General features: G+C 61.6%; 19 protein-coding genes and 1 tRNA gene. 11 read left to right on the forward strand and 9 right to left on the reverse strand.

Features of this window, described 5'->3' with window-relative positions:
- Positions 1-116: 116 nt before the first annotated feature.
- Together DES43_RS08680 and DES43_RS08685 are read left to right on the forward strand one after the other, a co-directional pair.
- The gene (locus tag DES43_RS08680; RefSeq protein ID WP_035026133.1) at positions 117-1217 is read left to right on the forward strand and encodes an NADH:flavin oxidoreductase/NADH oxidase; all 1101 of its coding nucleotides are present in this window, start codon (positions 117-119) and stop codon (positions 1215-1217) included.
- A 75-nt stretch (positions 1218-1292) separates the two neighbouring features.
- Positions 1293-1532, forward strand: a complete 240-nt coding sequence (locus DES43_RS08685; RefSeq protein WP_035026131.1) for a DUF2188 domain-containing protein — start codon at positions 1293-1295, stop codon at positions 1530-1532.
- A gap of 81 nt (positions 1533-1613) precedes the next feature.
- Here DES43_RS08685 and wrbA read toward each other — a convergent pair whose 3' ends face one another.
- Positions 1614-2213 carry an NAD(P)H:quinone oxidoreductase type IV gene (gene wrbA / locus DES43_RS08690; protein WP_035026231.1) on the reverse strand — a complete coding sequence of 200 codons (600 nt, stop codon included), beginning with the start codon at positions 2211-2213 and terminating at the stop codon, positions 1614-1616.
- 186 nt (positions 2214-2399) lie between these two features.
- Between wrbA and DES43_RS08695 the strand changes: the two genes are divergently transcribed.
- The 4 genes from DES43_RS08695 (at position 2400) to DES43_RS08710 (ending at position 5401) form a co-directional block, all read left to right on the forward strand.
- The gene (locus DES43_RS08695) at positions 2400-3140 is read left to right on the forward strand and encodes a competence/damage-inducible protein A (protein ID WP_035026230.1); all 741 of its coding nucleotides are present in this window, start codon (positions 2400-2402) and stop codon (positions 3138-3140) included.
- Positions 3141-3212: 72 nt separating this feature from the next.
- Entirely contained in the window at positions 3213-4046 is an 834-nt protein-coding gene (locus tag DES43_RS08700) for a universal stress protein (protein ID WP_035026129.1), read from the forward strand.
- A gap of 111 nt (positions 4047-4157) precedes the next feature.
- Positions 4158-4655 carry a xanthine phosphoribosyltransferase gene (gene gpt, locus DES43_RS08705; protein WP_035026126.1) on the forward strand — a complete coding sequence of 166 codons (498 nt, stop codon included), beginning with the start codon at positions 4158-4160 and terminating at the stop codon, positions 4653-4655.
- Positions 4656-4861: 206 nt separating this feature from the next.
- Positions 4862-5401 (forward strand): NUDIX hydrolase, encoded by a 540-nt coding sequence (locus tag DES43_RS08710; protein WP_133675019.1) that lies wholly within the window; start codon positions 4862-4864, stop codon positions 5399-5401.
- 217 nt (positions 5402-5618) lie between these two features.
- On the opposite strand, the gene tig is transcribed toward DES43_RS08710, so the two are convergent.
- The gene (gene tig, locus DES43_RS08715) at positions 5619-7091 is read right to left on the reverse strand and encodes a trigger factor (protein ID WP_035026225.1); all 1473 of its coding nucleotides are present in this window, start codon (positions 7089-7091) and stop codon (positions 5619-5621) included.
- Between the two features lie 359 nt (positions 7092-7450).
- Between tig and DES43_RS08720 the strand changes: the two genes are divergently transcribed.
- A tRNA-Leu gene (locus DES43_RS08720) sits at positions 7451-7535 on the forward strand.
- Positions 7536-7596: 61 nt separating this feature from the next.
- On the opposite strand, the gene DES43_RS08725 is transcribed toward DES43_RS08720, so the two are convergent.
- Both DES43_RS08725 and DES43_RS08730 read right to left on the reverse strand, forming a co-directional pair.
- Positions 7597-8184 carry a GDYXXLXY domain-containing protein gene (locus tag DES43_RS08725; RefSeq protein WP_035026123.1) on the reverse strand — a complete coding sequence of 196 codons (588 nt, stop codon included), beginning with the start codon at positions 8182-8184 and terminating at the stop codon, positions 7597-7599.
- A complete protein-coding gene (locus DES43_RS08730) occupies positions 8181-9302 on the reverse strand; it encodes a DUF2157 domain-containing protein (protein WP_035026121.1) in 1122 nt (373 codons plus the stop codon). The genes DES43_RS08725 and DES43_RS08730 overlap by 4 nt, the downstream gene beginning before the upstream one ends.
- 236 nt (positions 9303-9538) lie before the next feature.
- Between DES43_RS08730 and DES43_RS08735 the strand changes: the two genes are divergently transcribed.
- The 3 genes from DES43_RS08735 to trmFO all read left to right on the forward strand — a co-directional run bounded on the left by DES43_RS08735 (position 9539) and on the right by trmFO (position 11617).
- A complete protein-coding gene (locus tag DES43_RS08735) occupies positions 9539-9679 on the forward strand; it encodes a DUF1127 domain-containing protein (protein WP_084496469.1) in 141 nt (46 codons plus the stop codon).
- 48 nt (positions 9680-9727) lie between these two features.
- A complete protein-coding gene (locus DES43_RS08740) occupies positions 9728-9868 on the forward strand; it encodes a DUF1127 domain-containing protein (protein ID WP_084496468.1) in 141 nt (46 codons plus the stop codon).
- 339 nt (positions 9869-10207) lie between these two features.
- A complete protein-coding gene (gene trmFO / locus DES43_RS08745) occupies positions 10208-11617 on the forward strand; it encodes a methylenetetrahydrofolate--tRNA-(uracil(54)-C(5))-methyltransferase (FADH(2)-oxidizing) TrmFO (RefSeq protein ID WP_035026115.1) in 1410 nt (469 codons plus the stop codon).
- A 3-nt stretch (positions 11618-11620) separates the two neighbouring features.
- On the opposite strand, the gene DES43_RS08750 is transcribed toward trmFO, so the two are convergent.
- The 4 genes from DES43_RS08750 to yajC form a co-directional block, all read right to left on the reverse strand.
- Positions 11621-12466: a phytoene/squalene synthase family protein gene (locus tag DES43_RS08750; protein WP_035026113.1), complete on the reverse strand. Its 846-nt coding sequence runs from the start codon at positions 12464-12466 to the stop codon at positions 11621-11623.
- Positions 12467-12470: 4 nt separating this feature from the next.
- Positions 12471-12860: an Mth938-like domain-containing protein gene (locus DES43_RS08755; protein WP_035026111.1), complete on the reverse strand. Its 390-nt coding sequence runs from the start codon at positions 12858-12860 to the stop codon at positions 12471-12473.
- 39 nt (positions 12861-12899) lie between these two features.
- Positions 12900-15467 carry a protein translocase subunit SecDF gene (secDF, locus tag DES43_RS08760; RefSeq protein WP_035026110.1) on the reverse strand — a complete coding sequence of 856 codons (2568 nt, stop codon included), beginning with the start codon at positions 15465-15467 and terminating at the stop codon, positions 12900-12902.
- Between the two features lie 63 nt (positions 15468-15530).
- Positions 15531-15866: a preprotein translocase subunit YajC gene (gene yajC, locus DES43_RS08765; protein WP_035026109.1), complete on the reverse strand. Its 336-nt coding sequence runs from the start codon at positions 15864-15866 to the stop codon at positions 15531-15533.
- A gap of 176 nt (positions 15867-16042) precedes the next feature.
- Between yajC and DES43_RS08770 the strand changes: the two genes are divergently transcribed.
- Complete coding sequence (locus DES43_RS08770) at positions 16043-16924, forward strand: ATP-binding protein (protein ID WP_035026107.1); 882 nt, start codon at positions 16043-16045, stop codon at positions 16922-16924.
- An 80-nt stretch (positions 16925-17004) separates the two neighbouring features.
- On the opposite strand, the gene DES43_RS08775 is transcribed toward DES43_RS08770, so the two are convergent.
- Positions 17005-18252: a M23 family metallopeptidase gene (locus DES43_RS08775; protein ID WP_035026105.1), complete on the reverse strand. Its 1248-nt coding sequence runs from the start codon at positions 18250-18252 to the stop codon at positions 17005-17007.
- Between the last annotated feature and the right edge of the window lie 81 nt (positions 18253-18333).

The following is an 18333-nucleotide window of genomic DNA, read 5'->3' on the forward strand; positions in this document are numbered from 1 at the left end:
ATGCCAGGAGTTCGTTGTGGCCGGACGTGGCCACCTGACAGGTCTGTGAACCTGCATCCCGATTGCGCAGCCGCGCCAAACGCATACAAAACTCAGGAGTTTCCCCGGAGCCCTTCATGACAGCAGCTCTTTTCCAGCCCATAAGCCTCGGGGATCTCGATCTGCCCAACCGCATCGCCGTGGCGCCCATGTGCCAGTATTCGGCCATCGACGGATGCGCTACGGATTGGCATCTCCAGCACTGGATGAACCTAGCCATGTCCGGCGCCGGCATGGTCACCGTTGAGATGACCAATGTCGAACGGCGCGGACGCATCAGCCACGGCTGCATGGGGCTTTATACGGAAGCGAACGAAGCGGCTGCCAAACGCGCTCTGGACGCTGCCAGACGCGTCGCTGTGCCCGGAACGAAGTTCGGTACGCAGATTGCCCATGCCGGCCGCAAGGCGTCATGCCGCAGGCCATGGGAAGGCGGCGGCCCGCTACAGCCGGGAGAGGATGCCTGGCCGGTCGTGTCGGCCTCCGCCCTTGCCTACGACGAGGGCTGGCAGACGCCTCACGCGCTGACGGAAGAGGAAATCCGGGAAGTTGTGGAACGGTTTGCGCAAGCGGCAAAGCGAGCCGAACGTTCCGGTTTCGACTTCATCGAGCTCCATGGCGCGCATGGCTATCTGATCTTCCAGTTTCTGTCGCCGCTTTCGAACAGGCGCGAGGATCGCTGGGGAGGCTCCCTGGAAAACCGCATGCGGTTGGCGCTGGAGGTCACGCGCGCCGTACGCGAAGCTGCCCCGACGCTCATGCTGGGCATGCGCCTGTCGGTGAAGGAGTGGGTGGATGGCGGTTTCGACGTCGACGAGGCGGTCGAGGTGGCGAAAGCGCTCAAGGCAGAAGGGATTTCCTACATCTGCTGCTCGAGCGGCGGCAATTCGCCATTGCAGAAACTTCCTTCCGGCCCCCTGTATCAGGTTGATCTGGCAGAAGCCGTGCGCAGGGGAGCCGGCATTCCCGTTCGCGCCGTTGGCCTCATAACGGAGCCGAAACAGGCGGAAAGGGTGATTGCCGAAGGCCGCGCGGACATTGTCGCGCTCGGTCGCGCCTTCCTTGCCGATCCGCGCTGGGGCTGGCGCGCCGCCGCTGCGCTGGGTGCCAAAATACCGGCGGCACCGCAGCTACAGCGCTCCGTCACCACGATGCGGCACTGGATGGTCCCCTCCTGACGAAACGAGGCAACCAACGGCTGCCATCCGCGTTTTCCATCGGTCCCTTCAACAGGCGCTATACGGAGAACGGGGATGACCAGGGTCGTCTACAACATCGTGGAGCACGACGGAGGCTGGGCCTATCAGGTCGGCTCCACCTATTCGGAAACTTTCCCAAGCCGCGAGGCGGCTGTCAGGGCTGCCGCGCGTGCCGCCGAGGAACAGCAGATTGCCGGTACATCAGACGGCATCCAGTATGAGGACAGTTCCGGGAAATGGCATGAGGAACTGTCCGACGGTCGCGACAGGCCGGAAACCGAAGTTTCGGAGTAATCATTGCCGCTTCCGCGGCATCTTCCTCTAAAAAAGAGCGGCCATCGGCCGCCCGTTCCAATTTTCAGCCGGGCCCTGGCTTCAGCCGTGGAGCCTGGCTGTGATTTCCGCCACACGCTTGCCCTGGAAGCGGGCCCCTTCCAGCTCCTGTGCGGAAGGCTGGCGCGACCCGTCACCTTCGGTGGTCGTGGTCATGCCGTAAGGCGCTCCGCCGCGAACCACGTCATTGCCCATCTGGCCCTGATAGGCATAGGAGAGCGGCACGATGATCATGCCGTGATGCTGGAGCGATGCCTGCGTGCTCAGAAGCGCGATCTCGGCCCCGCCATGCTGCGTGGCGGTCGACACCATAACGGAAGCGACCTTGTCGACGAGCGCGCCCTTCGCCCAGAGCGGGCCGGTCTGATCGAGGAAATTCTTCATCTGCGAGGCCATCGCACCGTAACGGGTGGAGGCGCCGAAGATGATGGCGTCATAGTTCTCCAGTTCGAGAGGCTTGGCAATCGGCGCGTCCTGATCGAGCTTGTAATGAGCCGCCTTCGCAACCTCCAGCGGGACGAGTTCGGGAACCCTCTTTATGGTCACATCGGCGCCGGCTTCCCGCGCGCCTTCGGCAGCGGCTTTGGCCATCTGCTCCATGTGACCCCAGCTCGAATAATAGAGGACAAGCACCTTCGCCATTTTCTTCATCTCCACCATTGCGACATACGGACACCTTGCCCGCCTGAAATAGCAAAAGGAACCTAGGGCAGCTTTCGTTCACGGAAAAGCACAGCAAAGCCGACACACCGTTCACTGTTTCTGTACCTTTGCGCGCTCGCGGGCAAAGAGGTATTGATCCATGAAACACTGATGCAGGAGTCGCTCATGCCCCGGATCGTCACCGCCGCCATGCTTGTGATTGGTGACGAGATCTTGTCGGGCCGCACCAGGGACAGGAACATCGGCCATCTTGCCGACATCATGACGGCCGTCGGCATCGATCTGAAGGAAGTGCGGATCGTGCCGGACGAGGAGGAGGAAATCGTCTCGGCGCTGAACGCCGTTCGCGCGCGCTATACCTATGTGTTCACCTCCGGTGGCATCGGTCCGACACATGACGATATAACCGCCGATTCCGTCGCCAGGGCATTCGGCGTGCCATGCGAGTACGACGACAAGGCTTATGCCATGCTCGGCGCCCACTATGCGAAACGCGGCATGGAGTTCACCGAGGCCCGCAAGCGGATGGCCAGAATGCCGCGCGGCGCGGCGCATATCGAAAACCCTGTCTCGGTCGCTCCCGGTTTCCGCATCGGCAATGTTTATGTCATGGCCGGCGTTCCGTCCATCTTTCAAGCCATGCTCGACCAGGTTGTGCCCACGCTCAGGACGGGGACAAGGATGCTTTCGGCAACGGTGCCATGCCCGCTTGGCGAGGGAGTCATCGGAGAGCCGCTTGCGCAAATACAGGAAGAGCATCCGCTCACCATCATCGGCTCCTACCCGAAATTCGGCGAAGGCAAGTTCTGGACCGAACTGGTCGTTCGCGCACGCTCACAGGATGCGCTGGATGCAGCGCGAAAGGATGTCGAGGCCATGGTGGCCGGGCTCAATGCAACGAACTGAAGGCTGAAACGGAACCGGAAACTGGCTCGGCGCGTTTGTATCGGCCAATTCCTTGCCGGAAAGGGTTAGGCCATGCCGTTCAGGACCATCGCTGCCATATTGCAGGGGGAGCAGGAGTTCGCGCGCGTCCTCGATTGCGCGATACCGCTTGCCGTTCGCCTTGAGGCACATCTCGTTGGTGTGCATGCCGAAGTGCTCCCGGTGCCCTACACAGCGGCAGCGGGCTTTCCCGATACCGACTTCATTCAGGTCTCCACCGAACTGAACAAGGAAACGACGCTGAAACTTCGCGGCTCGTTCAACGATCGCGCCGACGAGGCCGGTCTCTCCTTCGAATGGCGCACGCTGGAAAGCTTCTCAGGCGATGGAACGCTGGCGGGCATGCCGAGCATCCGTGCCGCCGATCTGGTCGTCGCGGCCCAGCGCGACGTGGAAAGCGACGATGGGACCGACGTCGAGAGCCTTGTCTACGAAGCCGGGCGGCCCGTTCTCATGGTGCCGCATTCCGGGCCGGTCAGTTCATCGTTCCGAAGGGTTCTTCTTGCCTGGAACGGCAGCAAGGAAGCATCGCGGGCCACCTTCGATGCCCTGCCCTTCCTTATCGAAGCCGATCAGACCGATATACTGGTGATCGACCCGCCCGCCAATGCCGACGACAGCCCCGACGCGGCGGGCGCGCGTATCGCCGCCGCGCTGGCGCGACATGGCGTAACGGTTGGAGTATCCATTGAAAGCTCCCGCGGCCAGTCGGTCGACGGCGTGATTCAGGAGCGGCTGACGGCCAGTGGCGCCGATCTCCTCGTGCTGGGCGCATACAGCCATTCCTGGCTCAGGGAACTGCTTTTTGGAGGGGTCACACGCTCCATTCTCCGCTCCGCGCCGGTCACCGTGCTTCTGTCGCGCTGAGCGGATCGTCGCGGCCTTGTGCTGCCCCTTGCCAAGCATGTCGATTTCCGGCTAATTCCGGCCGCATTCCATCTCACTGCGCGCTCAGGCGCGCCTGCGGAGTGCGCCCGAATGTCCCTGCCAGACAAAGCCTTCCCGATATCCTGGGATCAGTTCCACCGCGACGCGCGCGCACTGGCGTGGCGGCTTGCCGGCGCCAACCAGAAATGGAAAGCCATTGTCTGCATCACCAGAGGCGGACTGGTGCCAGCAGCCGTCATTTCACGCGAACTCGGTATCCGCATCATCGAAACTGTGTGCGTCGCCTCCTATCATGACTACGCTTCTCAGGGACAGTTGCAGGTGCTGAAGGAAGTGAATCCGGCGCTGCTGGAAAATGACGGTGAGTCTGTCCTCATCATCGACGATCTGACGGATACCGGAAAGACGGCCGGTATTGTGCGCGCCATGCTGCCCAAGGCTCACTTCGCCACGATGTACGCCAAGCCGAAGGGCCGGCCGCTGGTCGACACCTTCGTCACCGAGGTAAGCCAGGACACCTGGATCTACTTCCCCTGGGATATGGGTTTCACCTACCAGAAGCCCATTGCCGACGATCAAGTGAAATAACGCCCCATTAAAGAGCCCGCGCCAAGGCATGTGGCCCGAAAGCCGGAACCGGTTTCGGGACAACGACATGCGTAAAAACAGGAACTTCAGGCGTGACGAGCGAATCTGAAAGATCGCGACACGCTTTTAGCGCCATTTACTTTCCCTACACCATGAAAGGTGTAGCCTTGTTAACTGGAAAGCGATTCTCAGCGGGCGCTGCTACGATGCTGACAGGGCCTCACTCACATGCGCATCTCGCCGAAAGGGTGCGCAAGCTGTTCGGGACAGTGCCATGCCGGTTGCAGGTCGCTGCCCTGCCCTGGCGTGAACTGGACGGCAACGTCGAGATCATGCTCATCACCAGCCGGGGTACAGGCCGCTGGGTTCTGCCCAAGGGCTGGCCAGAGGCGCGCGAGCCGCTTTGCGAAGCGGCCGCGCGCGAAGCCGGCGAAGAGGCAGGTATTTCAGGACGGGTTTCAACGCTCGAAGCAGGCCGTTACTTCTATGCAAAAGCCATGACGGGCGGACACGACGTTCCTTGCGAGGTGTTTGTCTTCCCGCTGCTTGTTGAATCCGTCTCGGACCACTGGAAAGAAAGCCGCCAGCGAATCCGCCGCTGGATGAAAGGCTCCGATGCGCAACGCGAGGTCGCGGAATCCGACCTTGCCGAAATCATCGGCCACTTCTGCCTCAGCAGGCAGAATCAGGGTCCGAACAAGCCCTGCACGGAAGCTCCAGATAACAGCCGGCCAGCCAGACTGTAGAATTTCCTGAAAGAAGAGAGCGCCGGACATTAAAGCGTGTCGCGATCTTTCAGATTCGCTCCTTGCGCTTCAAGTTCCGGCTTTTACGCATGTCGTTGTCCCAAAACCGGTTCCGGCTTGCGGGCGGCAGCTTCAGGTTGACGAACGGCAACCGTGCCCTGTGCACGAAAAAGGCCGCCCTGAAGGCGGCCTTTGTCTTATTTGGCGGAAGCGATGCTTACTCTGCGTCCTTCTCGGCCTTCTTCTTCGGCGCCGCCTTCTTCTTCGGAGCTTCCGCCTCGCCTTCCTCGGCCTTGGCGGCAGCCTTCTTCGGCGCGGCCTTCTTCTTGGCCGGCTTCGCCTCGGTCTCGCTGTCCTCGTCGTCGGCCAGCAGTTCGTCCTTGCTCACCTTCTGGTCCGTGACTGAAATCTGGCCCAGCAGGTGATCGACCACCTTCTCCTCGAAGATCGGCGCGCGCAGCGTGTTCAGGGCTTCGGGGTTGCTCCGGTAGAACTCGAACACTTCCTGCTGCTGGTTGCCCGGGAAGCGGCGGACCTGCTCGAACAGACCGCGCTGCAGTTCCTCGTCGGAAACCGTGACGGCGGCCTTTTCACCGATCTCGGCCAGGACGAGACCGAGCCGCACGCGGCGCTCTGCCAGGCGCTGGTATTCGGCGCGGGCATCGTCCTCCGTGGTATCTTCGTCGGCGAAGGTACGACCGGCTGCTTCCAGATCGCGGTTGACCTGATTCCAGATGTTGTTGAACTCGGCCTCGACCAGCTTGGAGGGTGCCTCGAAGGTGTAAGCGGCATCGAGCTGGTCCAGAAGCTGACGCTTCACCTTCTGGCGGGTGATCGAGCCGAACTGGCTTTCGATCTGGCTGCGCACGATCTCGCGCAAACGCTCCAGCGACTCCAGCCCCAGCGCCTTGGCGGTCTCGTCGTCGATCTTCAGTTCGCCCGGCTTGGCGACTTCCTTGACGGTGACGTCGAAGGTGGCTTCCTTGCCGGCAAGCTGCGCGGCCTGGTAGTCCTCGGGGAAGGTCACGACGACCTGCTTCTCGTCACCGGCCTTGACGCCGACGAGCTGATCCTCGAATCCGGGAATGAACTCCTTGGAGCCCAGAACCAGCGGCTGGTCGGAACCGGTGCCGCCGGCGAACGCCTCGCCGTCGATCTTGCCGACATAGTCGATCGTCAGGCGGTCGCCTTCCGCAGCCTTGCCATCCTTCGGCTCGTAGCTGCGGGTGGATTCGGCGACGCGCTGCACCTGCTCGTCGATCTCCGAATCCGGCACATCGTAAACAGGACGGTTCACCTTGATGTCGGCAAAGTCCTTGATCTCGATCGGCGGAATGACCTCGTAGTTCAGGCTGAACGCGAAATCGACGCCGCCCTCGAGGATCTTCTCGGCTTCCTTCTCGTCCTCGGTCATGATGACCTCGGGCTGCATGGCCGCCTTTTCGCCGCGCTCGGCAATGACGGAACGCGCGTCGTTGAGAATCTCGTTGACGACCTCGGCCATGAAAGACTTGCCGTACACCTTGCGCAGATGCTGGACCGGCACCTTGCCAGGACGGAAGCCGTTGATGCGGACCTTGCCCCGGGCATCGGCCAGACGCGTCATGAGCCTGGCTTCCATATCGGCAGCCGGCACGACGACTTTAATCTCGCGCTTGAGGCCGGAGTTGAGCGTTTCGGTGACCTGCATCATCAAACCTTTATCTTGACCTGAAAGACTGCAAGACGGCCTTTGCCGTTCACAGCCTGCCGGTAAATTCTTCCGGGGTTGGCTTCGGGGCGAAGCCGGATGAGCAGATCATACCATGACCCGACCACCCGATACGCTCCAGCAATGTGAGTAAGTCTTTGTTCTTCCGACTTCTTTTCACATGATGCAGAAGCGGATCGTCGCATCCCGTCACATTCGACACGCCTTTTGTCACAGGCGAGGCCAATTTTCAACCATCTTAACGCCCGGGAGGCGCGGCTAAAAATACCCTCGCGAGCCGCCGCCGCCGGCAGGTCCGCATTGACACGGACCTGCCTTCATGGGAATTGCGGGGCCTCGCGGATGTGGCGGAATTGGTAGACGCCCCGGATTTAGGTTCCGGTGCCGAAAGGCGTGGGGGTTCGAGTCCCTTCATCCGCACCATCCAATCCGGGTCATTATAAAGCTTCTTCTGGCCGGCCGGAACGAAAAGCCGGCAACGGAACTAATAAAGCGGCTCCCGGAAAAGAACCTGGTCGCCGTCCATCAGCGCCTTGACCTGAGCGTTTCCGGAAGCAGGCACCGCCACCCTCACGCCGAACGGACGCACGCGCATATCCCGCTCGATGGCACGCCCTTCCCCTTCGGGCAGATAAAAGCGCTCGATGCCATAGGTAACCCGCACGTCCTCCCCGATATAGGCAAGATTCAACGGCGGAATCTGACCGGCAATCTCGATTTCGTCGGTGCCTGCCGGGCCAACCGGCGGATTCCTGATCCACGCACTCCTGGCGCGCCAGTAGCCATCGTCGTCCCTGCCGAGACGCACGGTGATTTTGCCGGCCGAGTCCAGCCTCTCGCCAACCTCGCCGATGTCGGAAATGATCGTCAGCGGTATGCGGGATATTTCATAGTTCAGGATCACGTAATCGCCGCGCAACAGGTCCCGCGGATCGACCGGCTCCACCTTCAGCAGCACCTCGCGGCCATCGCGCAGCACAGCAGCCCTGCCGACGATCATCCAGCCCAGAAATCCTGTCTGAACAAGCGCCAGCAAAAGCGCGGACAGAACGAGCCTCCTGCCTTTGCTCATGCGTTGCCTCCTTCGGCCTGCGGGGCATCGCTGCCGAGACGGCGCTCAAGCCGGATGATCAGCAGGGCAAGCAGCCCCACCAGAACGGCGGCGAATACGAAGAAGCCCGCCGTTCCCAGCATCGTGCCCATGGTTATCGCATAGATCAGGCAGAGCTCGATGGCGAAGGCCAGATAGGCGATCCAGCGCAACCCCCGGCTTTCGCGCCCCTGCAGCACGAGCGCGCCCACGATGCCGGCCAGCGTCACCGCCGCGGCAACGGGGAAGCTGCTTTCGCCCTCGACATCGATCTGGATAAGCATCATGGCAACCAGAAAACCGATCAGGGCATGGATCGGCAGGCGTCGGTTGATGCGAACCACGTTGTCCACCTCCGCCGGCAGGATATGCGCAACGGCAAAGAGACACGCCGACACACCCGCCATCATGAATGCAATCTGGAAGGTGTCGCTATCGACTGCATGCCATGTCGCATAGGCTATAAGGGAAAGCAGGATGAGATGGCGCGTCGCCTGGCTGCGCGTCCAGTAGGATATGCCGAACAGGACCGCCGCCACAGGCAAGAACAGCGCCGGAGAATCGACTCTGAAAGAGGCGGTCAGGCCGCCTGTCAGGGCGGCCGCGAGCCAGACATCGGCGATACCCGTCGCCGCGACCGTAAGCGGCCCGGAGCGCAGCACGAGCGCTGCAAGCGCGGTCGCCGCGCACCATGTCAGAATGGCGGCGGATTCGTCTCCGCTCATATGATACATTTGCCCGATCAGGGCGAGAGAGGCACCGAAAGCTGCGGCAGCCACGATCCAGAGCGCTTCACCGATGGCGACGTGCCCCCTGAGCCTGGCGTATGCGCCGCCGACATAACCGCCGAAGATAAGAGCGAACAGCGCCGCGACGCGGGCCAGTCGCGGGAAAGCTTCCCAGTTCGCGGCAATGAATATGAGAATCCCGGCGCCGAACAGCAGTGCCGCCATCAATGCAAGCACAGCACCCGGACCAAACGGCTTCCGCTCGCGCCGCTCAGCATCGAGAACCAGCTTTTCCGCCGTGGAACGGTCGATCAGGCCCGATGAAACCCAGCGCTCAACGTCCTGCCTGAGTTGCACCGCGTAGCGCGCCATATGCATTTTCCATTAAATCAGTAGATTTACCAATCCACATTTCCAAACTGTTGGCAAATCGTCGTTTTTTGAATTTGGCCTTTTTATGTCACGGATGTGAAAGGGATGCGATATTGCATTGCACAAAATGCATTGCTGCCATGCGAGTTCTGCTCTTTCAAAGCCCGGCGTGTCCTCCTATCTAGGCTGCGTACGAAGACGACAGAAACCGCAAGAACAATAAGACGAGCAAGACCATGAACCTGATCCGCAACTATCGCAACTGGCGCCGTTACCGGGAAACCGTTTCCGAGTTGAGCCGCCTGAGCAACCGTGAACTGAATGACCTCGGCATCAGCCGCAGCGACATTCATTTCGTAGCCCGCAAGTCGGCCTGACCCCTTCGGGGTGGCCATCACCCCGAACAGTTTCGCTGGTAAAAGACGATGAACCTGATCCGCAGCTACCGTAACTGGCGTTCTTACCGGAAGACGATGAGCGAACTGGGTCGTTTGTCCAACCGCCAGCTCGATGATGTCGGAATTTCGCGCTTCGAGATCGAACAGATCGTGCGCAAGACATTCTGACAACGGAATTTCATCGGAGCGACCTCCTCCCCGCTTCGATGAATAAGATCAGCCGCTCCTCCTCCCAATTGGCTGATCACCCTAACGGCGCCCGCCGGAACCTCCTCCCCCGGCGGGCGCTGTTAAGAAAAATTCAGCTCCCTTTGGAGCAGCCAGTTTCGCCGAAGCCGACCTCCTCCCCGGCAACGGCGAACGGTCGATCTCCTCCTCCTCCCAGGATCGACCACCCTAACGACACCCGCCGGACCTCCTCCCCCGGCGGGTGTTGTCGTTTGCGGGAAAGCATGTGGCGTCCGGCCACGCATTGCATTCCATATCCCGAAGGATTAAGTGCGCGGCATGAGCATCAAGCCCGTTCACATCGTCGGCGGCGGCCTCGCCGGTTCCGAAGCTGCATGGCAGACCGCGCAGGCCGGTGTCCCCGTCATCCTCCACGAAATGCGCCCCGTGCGCGGCACAGAGGCCCACAAGACCGGAGGGCTGGCCGAACTCGTCTGCTCCAATTCGTTCCGGTCGGATGATGCCGAAACCAACGCTGTCGGGCTGCTTCACGCCGAAATGCGGCTGGCGGGATCGCTCATCATGCAAGCGGGCGATGCGCATCAGGTGCCGGCAGGCGGAGCCCTCGCCGTCGATCGCGACGGATTCTCGCAGGCGGTGACGGCAAGGCTGGAGTCGCACCCGCTCATCACCATCGTGCGTGAAGAGATGGCGTCGCTGCCGCCGGACGAGTGGGATCAGGCAATCATCGCCACCGGTCCGCTGACCGCGCCCGACCTTGCCGCTGCCATTGCCGCAAGGACCGGTGCCGATGCTCTGGCCTTTTTCGATGCCATCGCGCCAATCGTTCATTTCGATACTATCGATATGAACGTCGCCTGGTTCCAGTCCCGTTACGACAAGGTCGGCCCCGGAGGAACGGGCAAGGACTACATCAACTGCCCGATGGACAAGGCGCAATACGACGCTTTCATCGAAGCGCTGCTCGCGGGCGACAAAACCGAATTCAGGGAGTGGGAAGGCACGCCCTATTTCGACGGCTGCCTGCCGATCGAGGTCATGGCCGAACGTGGCCCTGAAACGCTCCGTCATGGGCCGATGAAGCCGATGGGGCTTACCAATGCCCACAATCCGACCGTCAAGCCCCATGCCGTGGTGCAGTTGCGGCAGGACAATGCGCTGGGCACGCTCTACAATATGGTCGGCTTCCAGACGAAACTGAAATATGCCGATCAGGTCCGGATCTTCCGCACCATTCCGGGGCTGGAGAATGCCGATTTTGCACGGCTTGGCGGGTTGCATCGCAACACCTACATCAATTCGCCGCAACTGCTGGACGGCACATTGCAGCTCAGGGCGCGCCCCGGACTTCGCTTTGCCGGCCAGATCACCGGCTGCGAGGGATATGTCGAAAGCGCCGCCATCGGCCTTCTTGCCGGACGGTTCGCCGCCGCCGCGCGCCTCGGCCGCCCGCTTTCCGCGCCGCCGCTCACCACCGCCTTCGGCGCGCTGCTCAACCACATCACCGGCGGCCATATCGTTTCGGACGATGAGCCCGGAAAACGCTCCTTCCAGCCGATGAACATCAACTTCGGTCTGTTCCCTCCGGTGGAAGCGCCCAAAGTGGAAGGCAAGCGGCTGCGCGGCAAGGAAAAGACCCTTGCCAGGAAAAGGGCCATGACGGCGCGCGCCCTTCAGGACTGCTCGGCATGGCTGGGGGTGGCCGGAGACACCCGGGCAGCCGAATAGGCTCTACCGCCATCCTCTGGCGGCATGGCGCCACAAAAGCCAGTGGCGGCGAAAATGCGAAAGCGCAATTTTTCCGCCCAGAACATCCTGCTGCCGGCCCTCCATGCGCCGCAGGGTTTCCGCGGTCAAAGCCAGCGGCAGGAATGCGGGGCGCAACGAGACCGGCAGTGAGGACGCCCCTTTCTGGAAAGCCAGAAGATGCTCTCTTGCAAGCGCGATCATCGCTGCCACGGCCCGCAAGGCGCCTTCCCTGTCCTGCCCTTTGACAAAATCCTCCGGCGAGCTGCCCACAGCCTGAAGAAGGTCGGCCGGGATGTAGCATTGCCCCCTTGCCCGGTGCAGCGGCAGGAGAAGCAACAGGCCCGTCATTGCCTGCGCGCAGCCGGCATGACCCGCAAGCTCCGAAAACCGCTGTGCAGCCCCTGGATCAAGTACCAGCGCCGCAAGCTGGATGATGGCGCTGGCTGTTTCGCCGCAATAACCTTCGAGATCGGTACGCGAAGGCATCGGATCGTCATAGAGGTCGAAAATACGGGCTTCCAGATAGTTCCCGAAGGCCGGAAGCGGCAGATGAAACTGCGCGATGGCCGCGCGCAAGGCGTCGGCGGCGGGCTGCCCCGTTTCCACCGGATCGTAAGGCGCGCTGAGCGTGTCCCGCCACCACTGCAGCCTCACCTCTCCGGGCAGTGCCTCGCGGATACGGTCGCGCACGCCCGCGATCTCGGCGTTGAACGCATAAAGCGCAAGAAGCGCATCACGCTTCTCCGGCGGGGCATAGAGCGCGGCGAGGTAGCGGTCATGATCGGCCTCGCGCACGGCCTGCATGACCAGGGGCGATGCGCTGTCCATGAAATCAGTCGACGGCGATCAGTGCGGCGGCGACGGCGCGATCATCTGCGAGCAGAACGTTGTAGGTGCGCACGGCAGCCCCGGTCGACATGGGATCGGACGCGATTCCGGCTTCCTTGAGAACTGACCGCAGATCTTTGGGCACGGGTCTCAGGTCGACACCCGTGCCCACCAGAAAGATCTCGATCTCTCCCGCCTCGGCAAGCACGCGATTGAAGTCGTCGGCGGTCAGCCTCTCCCGATCCGCCGGCTCCCAGCCATATATGCCGGAAGGAAGGCACAGGATCGACCCCTTGTGCGACATTTCCGCAAAGCGGAACCCGCCGTTTCCATACGCCTCGATGGGCGCACGGCCGGGAAAATGCGCCTCGCGCATGACGATACCCTGTCCCATTCGTGAACAGTACCCGCTCTCTTGCTCCGTCGCCACAGGCTAGCTGCCAGAGGCCGGAGCCACCGTGGACGATGCGCCGCTCTTCCTGGCCCCATCCTCCTTTTCGAACGTCTCCGACCGCAGCTTGAACAGAATAAGCATCGGACCGGCGATGAACACGGAAGAGTAGCTGCCTACGAACACACCGACGATGATCGCGAACACGAAGGAAGAGATCACCTCGCCGCCATAGAGGTAGAGAGCGGCCAGAGCCAGAAGCACCGTCAGACCTGTCAGGATCGTGCGCGACAGCGTGTGGTTGAGCGCCAGATTGATAATCTCCTCAATCGGCATTTTCTTGTATTTGCGTAACATTTCCCGGATCCGGTCATAGATCACGACCGTATCGTTGATCGAATAGCCGACCACCGTAAGGATTGCCGCAATGGAGGACAGATTGAACTCCAGCCCTAAGAATACGTAGATGCCCACGATGATGATGACGTCATGAGCTGTGGAGACGACGGCTCCGATGCCGAACTGCCATTCGAAGCGGAACCAGATGTACACCAGCAAGGCCAGCATCGAGACGAGGATGCCAATGGTGCCGGTCCATGCCAGTTCGCTTGAAACGGTCGGGCCCACCGTCTCGACGCGACGGAAATCGTAGTCTTCGGCGAACTCGCCCTTGATCTTCTCCACGGCGGACTGCTCGGCATTGTCGCCCGCATCCTGCGCCGCGACACGAACCATCAGCTCGCCTTCGGTACCGAACTCCTGAACCTGGACATCGCCGAGATTAAGCTGTTCGAGACGTGAACGTACGTCGGCGGCATCCGCCTGATGGGACTTCGCCTGTATCTCGATCATCGACCCGCCCTTGAAGTCGACGCCGTAGTTGAAGTCCTTGACGAACATCATGGCGATGATGGCGACGGACAAGATGCCCGAAAGCGCGAATGCCCAGTTGCGGAACTTCATGAAGGGCAGAGACGGCTCCAGCGGCAGATAATGCACGAGCCCCTTGGGGAACTCGGTCGGCTTGGAACGCTTGATCCAGAACGCAACCATCCAGCGCGTCAGCGTGAAAGCCGTGAAGACGGTGGTGATGATACCGATGCCGAGCGTCACGGCAAAGCCGCGCACCGGGCCCGTGCCCACATAGAAAAGGATCACCGCAACGATAAAGGTGGTGAGGTTCGCGTCGACAACGGTGGCGAGCGCCTGCTTGAAGCCCTGATCGAAGGACTGGACGATCGATTTCCCATACGCACGTTCCTCACGTACGCGCTCGAAGATGATGATGTTGGAGTCGACCGCCATGCCCATCGTAAGAACGATACCGGCGATACCCGGCAATGTGAGCGTCGACCCCATCAGGGTCAGTATGGCGATCATCATCGCCACGTTGGCCGCAAGCGCCAGGTTGGCGATGAGGCCGAGCTTTCCATAGACCAGCAGCATGCAGCCGATCACCAGAACGGCGCCGACCATGGAGGCGAATTTTCCGGCGCTGATGGAGTCCGCGCCGAGGCTCGGGCCGACGGTCCGCTCTTCCACGATCGTCAGCGTGGCGGGCAGCGCGCCAGCGCGCAGCAGCACGGCGAGATCGTTCGCGCTCTGTGGCGTGAAGGAACCGGAAATCTGCCCCGAGCCTCCGAGGATCGGCTCGTTGATGCGCGGCGCCGAGATCACCTGATTGTCGAGGATGATGGCGAAGAGCTTGCCGGTATTCTGCTGGGTCGCCTGACCGAAGCGACCGGCACCTTTCGAATCGAAGCGGAACGAGACGACCGGCTCGTTCGTGCGCTGGTCGAAAGTCGCCTGCGCATCGATAAGGTTTTCACCGGAAACGATGACCCTGTTCTCGATCAGGTACGGAACTGGCGGATCGTCGCGCGAGAACATGACGGTCGATCCGGCTGGAGGACGCCCTTCCATGGCTTCCTGAACCGGCACGGTCTGGTCGACCATCTGGAAGGTCAGCTTCGCGGTCTGGCCAAGGATGTCCTTGAGGCGCTGAGGGTCCTGCAGGCCCGGCACCTGTACAAGAATGCGGTCGTCGCCCTGACGCTGGACGATCGGCTCGGTGGTGCCGAGTTCGTTGACGCGGCGCCCCACCACCTCGATGGACTGGTTGAGGGCGGTTGCCGTGCGATAGCTGATGCCTTCGTCGGTCATGGTGAAGCGGAGCAGGCCGGGCTCCGGCTCGTCCATCGCCATTTCCGTAACGCTGCCCGTGCCGAACAATCCGGAAGAAACCGGCGTGGTCAGCGATTTCAGCGCCTCCTTGGCGGCGGCGATCTGGTTCGCATCGCGGATGCGGACCTGTACGACCTTGCCGGTTCCCGAAAGCCCGGTGTAACCGATGCGCGTATCGCGAAGCTGCGTTCTGATCTCGTCGCGCGCGCTTTCGAGCTGTGCCTTGATCAGATCGTTGGTGTCGATCTTGAGCAGGATGTGCGATCCACCCTGCAGATCGAGCCCCAACGTCATCTGCCGGGTGGGAAACCAGTTCGGCAGAGACGATATCAGCGACTGCGGATAGATGTTGGGCAGCGAGAACAGCACGCCCAGCAGGACGACGGCCCAGATAGAAAACGTCTTCCAGCGCGAGAAATAAAGCATCAGTCGAAAACCTGTTGGCGTGCCCGTAGGCGATGTAATGAGGGCCATCGGCCCCCAATACGGTTATTTCTTGGCGTTCTGGTTCGCTACCGGTTCACCCTTGACGCGCACATCGGCAATGGTCGAACGAAGCGCAGTCACTTTCATGCCGCCGAGATCGACCTCCAGCTCGTTATCGTCGATCACCTTGGTTACCTTGCCGACAAGACCGCCACCCGTGATGACCGTATCGCCACGGCGGATGGCCTGCAGCATCTCGCCACGCTTCTTCATCTGCGCGCGCTGCGGGCGGATGATCAGAAAATACATTACCACGAAAATGAGGATGAACGGCAGTATGCTGATGAGCATATCGGGAGCGCCGCCTGCTGCCTGCGCATATGCCGGGGTCACGAACATGAATTACTCCTGGAATGTAAGGAAAGCCGCAATCCGGCCAGAAAATCCGCCGGAATATAGTCGCTCAAGCGGCCATTGCAACCGCGCTTGGCAGGCCATCCCGCGCTTTTCGCACCAATCGGCGCATGCTACAGCCTGCCATGTTCCTCAATTGACAGGCATGAAACGTATTTCCCATGACCGACAGCAGCGTTGACATCCTGAACCGAAAGCTCGACCAGTTGATCGAGGCGATAGCCCGCCTCGCCCCTTCTCAACCTCCCCCCAGCGACCTGGATTGCGCCGACTGCTTCGTATGGCAGGCTGAAACGTCGTTTCTGGAGCCGGTGCACAGCATCAACCGCGTCGACATCGACCTCATCAAGGGCGTGGACCGGGTTCGCGACATCCTCATCGACAATACGGAGCGTTTCGCGGCCGGATTGCCGGCCAACAACGTGCTGCTCTGGGGCGCGCGCGGCATGGGGAAATCCTCGCTCGTCAAGGCTTCGCACGCCGCCATCAATGCATCCGGAAAGACGGACAAGCCACTGAAACTGATCGAGATTCATCGTGAGGATATCGACACCCTCCCCCGGTTGATGGCCATCCTCAAGGCGGCGCCCTACAGCTTCATCCTTTTTTGCGACGACCTTTCGTTCGACCATGACGACACCTCCTACAAGTCCCTGAAAGCGGCGCTCGAAGGCGGCGTCGAGGGGCGGCCGCAAAACGTCATCTTCTACGCGACCTCCAACCGCCGCCACCTTCTGCCGCGCGATATGATCGACAACGAGCGTTCGACGGCGATCAATCCTTCAGAGGCCGTGGAAGAAAAGGTGTCGCTGTCGGATCGTTTCGGGCTGTGGCTAGGTTTCCACAAATGTTCGCAGGACGACTATCTGGAGATGGTGAATGCTTATGCCGGCCACTATGGGCTGGAACTGGATGAGGAAGACCTTCGCGCAGAGGCGCTTGAATGGGCCACGACGCGCGGAAGCCGCTCCGGTCGCGTCGCATGGCAATTCATCCAGGACCTTGCCGGCCGGCTGGGAAAGCCGCTCAAGGCCGCAAACTGAAAAACCCGCCCCTTAAGCGGGGCGGGCCTGAAAAGCGGGCCGGACTGGAGGTCAGGCGGCCCGCGACCAGATTTTTCCATTCACTCCAGATAGGTGGACGGGTCGACCGGAGCGGAGTTCTTGCGAATCTCGAAATGCAGCTTCGGAGCCGATGCATTGCCGCTCATGCCTGACAGCGCGATCTGGTCGCCCCGCCTGACGGTCTGTCCGCGCTTGACGTTCAGCTCGCTGGCATTGCCGTAGACGGTAACCAGCCCGTTGTCGTGGCGCACCAGAACCGTGTTGCCGAATTCCTTGAGACCGTCTCCGGCATAGATGACCACGCCATTCTCGGCCGCCTTGACCGGCGTGCCCTTCGGAACGGAGATGTCGATGCCATCCCCGCCCTGTCCGAAGCCGGAGATCACCCGGCCCTTCACAGGCCAGCGCATCTTGCCGATTCCGGTGGAGTTGGGGGCGGCAGCGCCATCGTCATCCACCTGCTCGACCGTTTTGGTCGCCTGCTTGGGAGGTGTATAGGAAGCAAGCTTCTCGCCTGGCGCCTGCTGTGCCGGAGGCGGCGTCGAGGCTGTCTTGACCGGATCGACATTTGCGGGCTGCGGCTTCGCCACCGCAACAGCGCTCGTGGCCGCCGCAGGCACGCCAGCGCCTGTGGGAATCTTCAGCGTCTGGCCGATACGGATATTGCCGTCCGCCAGGCCGTTTGCCTGCTGAAGCGAGGCGACGCTGACGCCGGTCCTGCGCGAGATGGCGGAAAGGGTGTCGCCTTGCTGGACGGTGTAGCTTCCACCTGCGACGGTTTGGGCCGAACCCGCCGAGGGCGCGCTCACCTGCGGCACAGCCGCAACCTGCCGGGGCTGCTCTGCCGCACTCGCACCACGCTCGGCAATGCGCTTCGCTTCCTCGCCTGCGGACTGGAACGGCTTGCTGGACGGCATGGGCACCGGCTGCGCCTGCCGGATGGTGCCCGTGGTGGTGTTGTCGAGGGCAGGCGCGGAGGCCACCTGCGTCTGCACCGGCGCCGGCTGAACCTGCGCCACGGAAGGCTGGGACGGAGGCGGGAGCGACGAACGCCCGACGGAACCGGAACTGTATCCCCCGCTGTTGTAGACAGGCTGCTGCGCGGCGACATCGCCGGGATACGGCTGCGATGCCTGCCCGTAACTGCCGACACTGGCCTGAGGCGTGGACGCTGTCGTGATGCCGTCCAGCCCATCCGTGAAGCGCATGGCACCGGAACTGCACCCCGATGCCGCGGCGGCAATGACGAGAACGGCACAGCCTCGCGCCAGATTGCGCCCTCTTGCTTTCAAAACGCTGAACTGCATGACACTAACCCGCGCTGACCCGGAACGAACTGGGTACGATTAAAGCGCGTTAATGTTACCGGTCGGTTAAACCGTTAAAAT

The sequence above is a fragment of the Aquamicrobium defluvii genome (assembly GCF_004363725.1).
Taxonomy (GTDB): Bacteria; Pseudomonadota; Alphaproteobacteria; order Rhizobiales; family Rhizobiaceae; genus Mesorhizobium; species Mesorhizobium defluvii.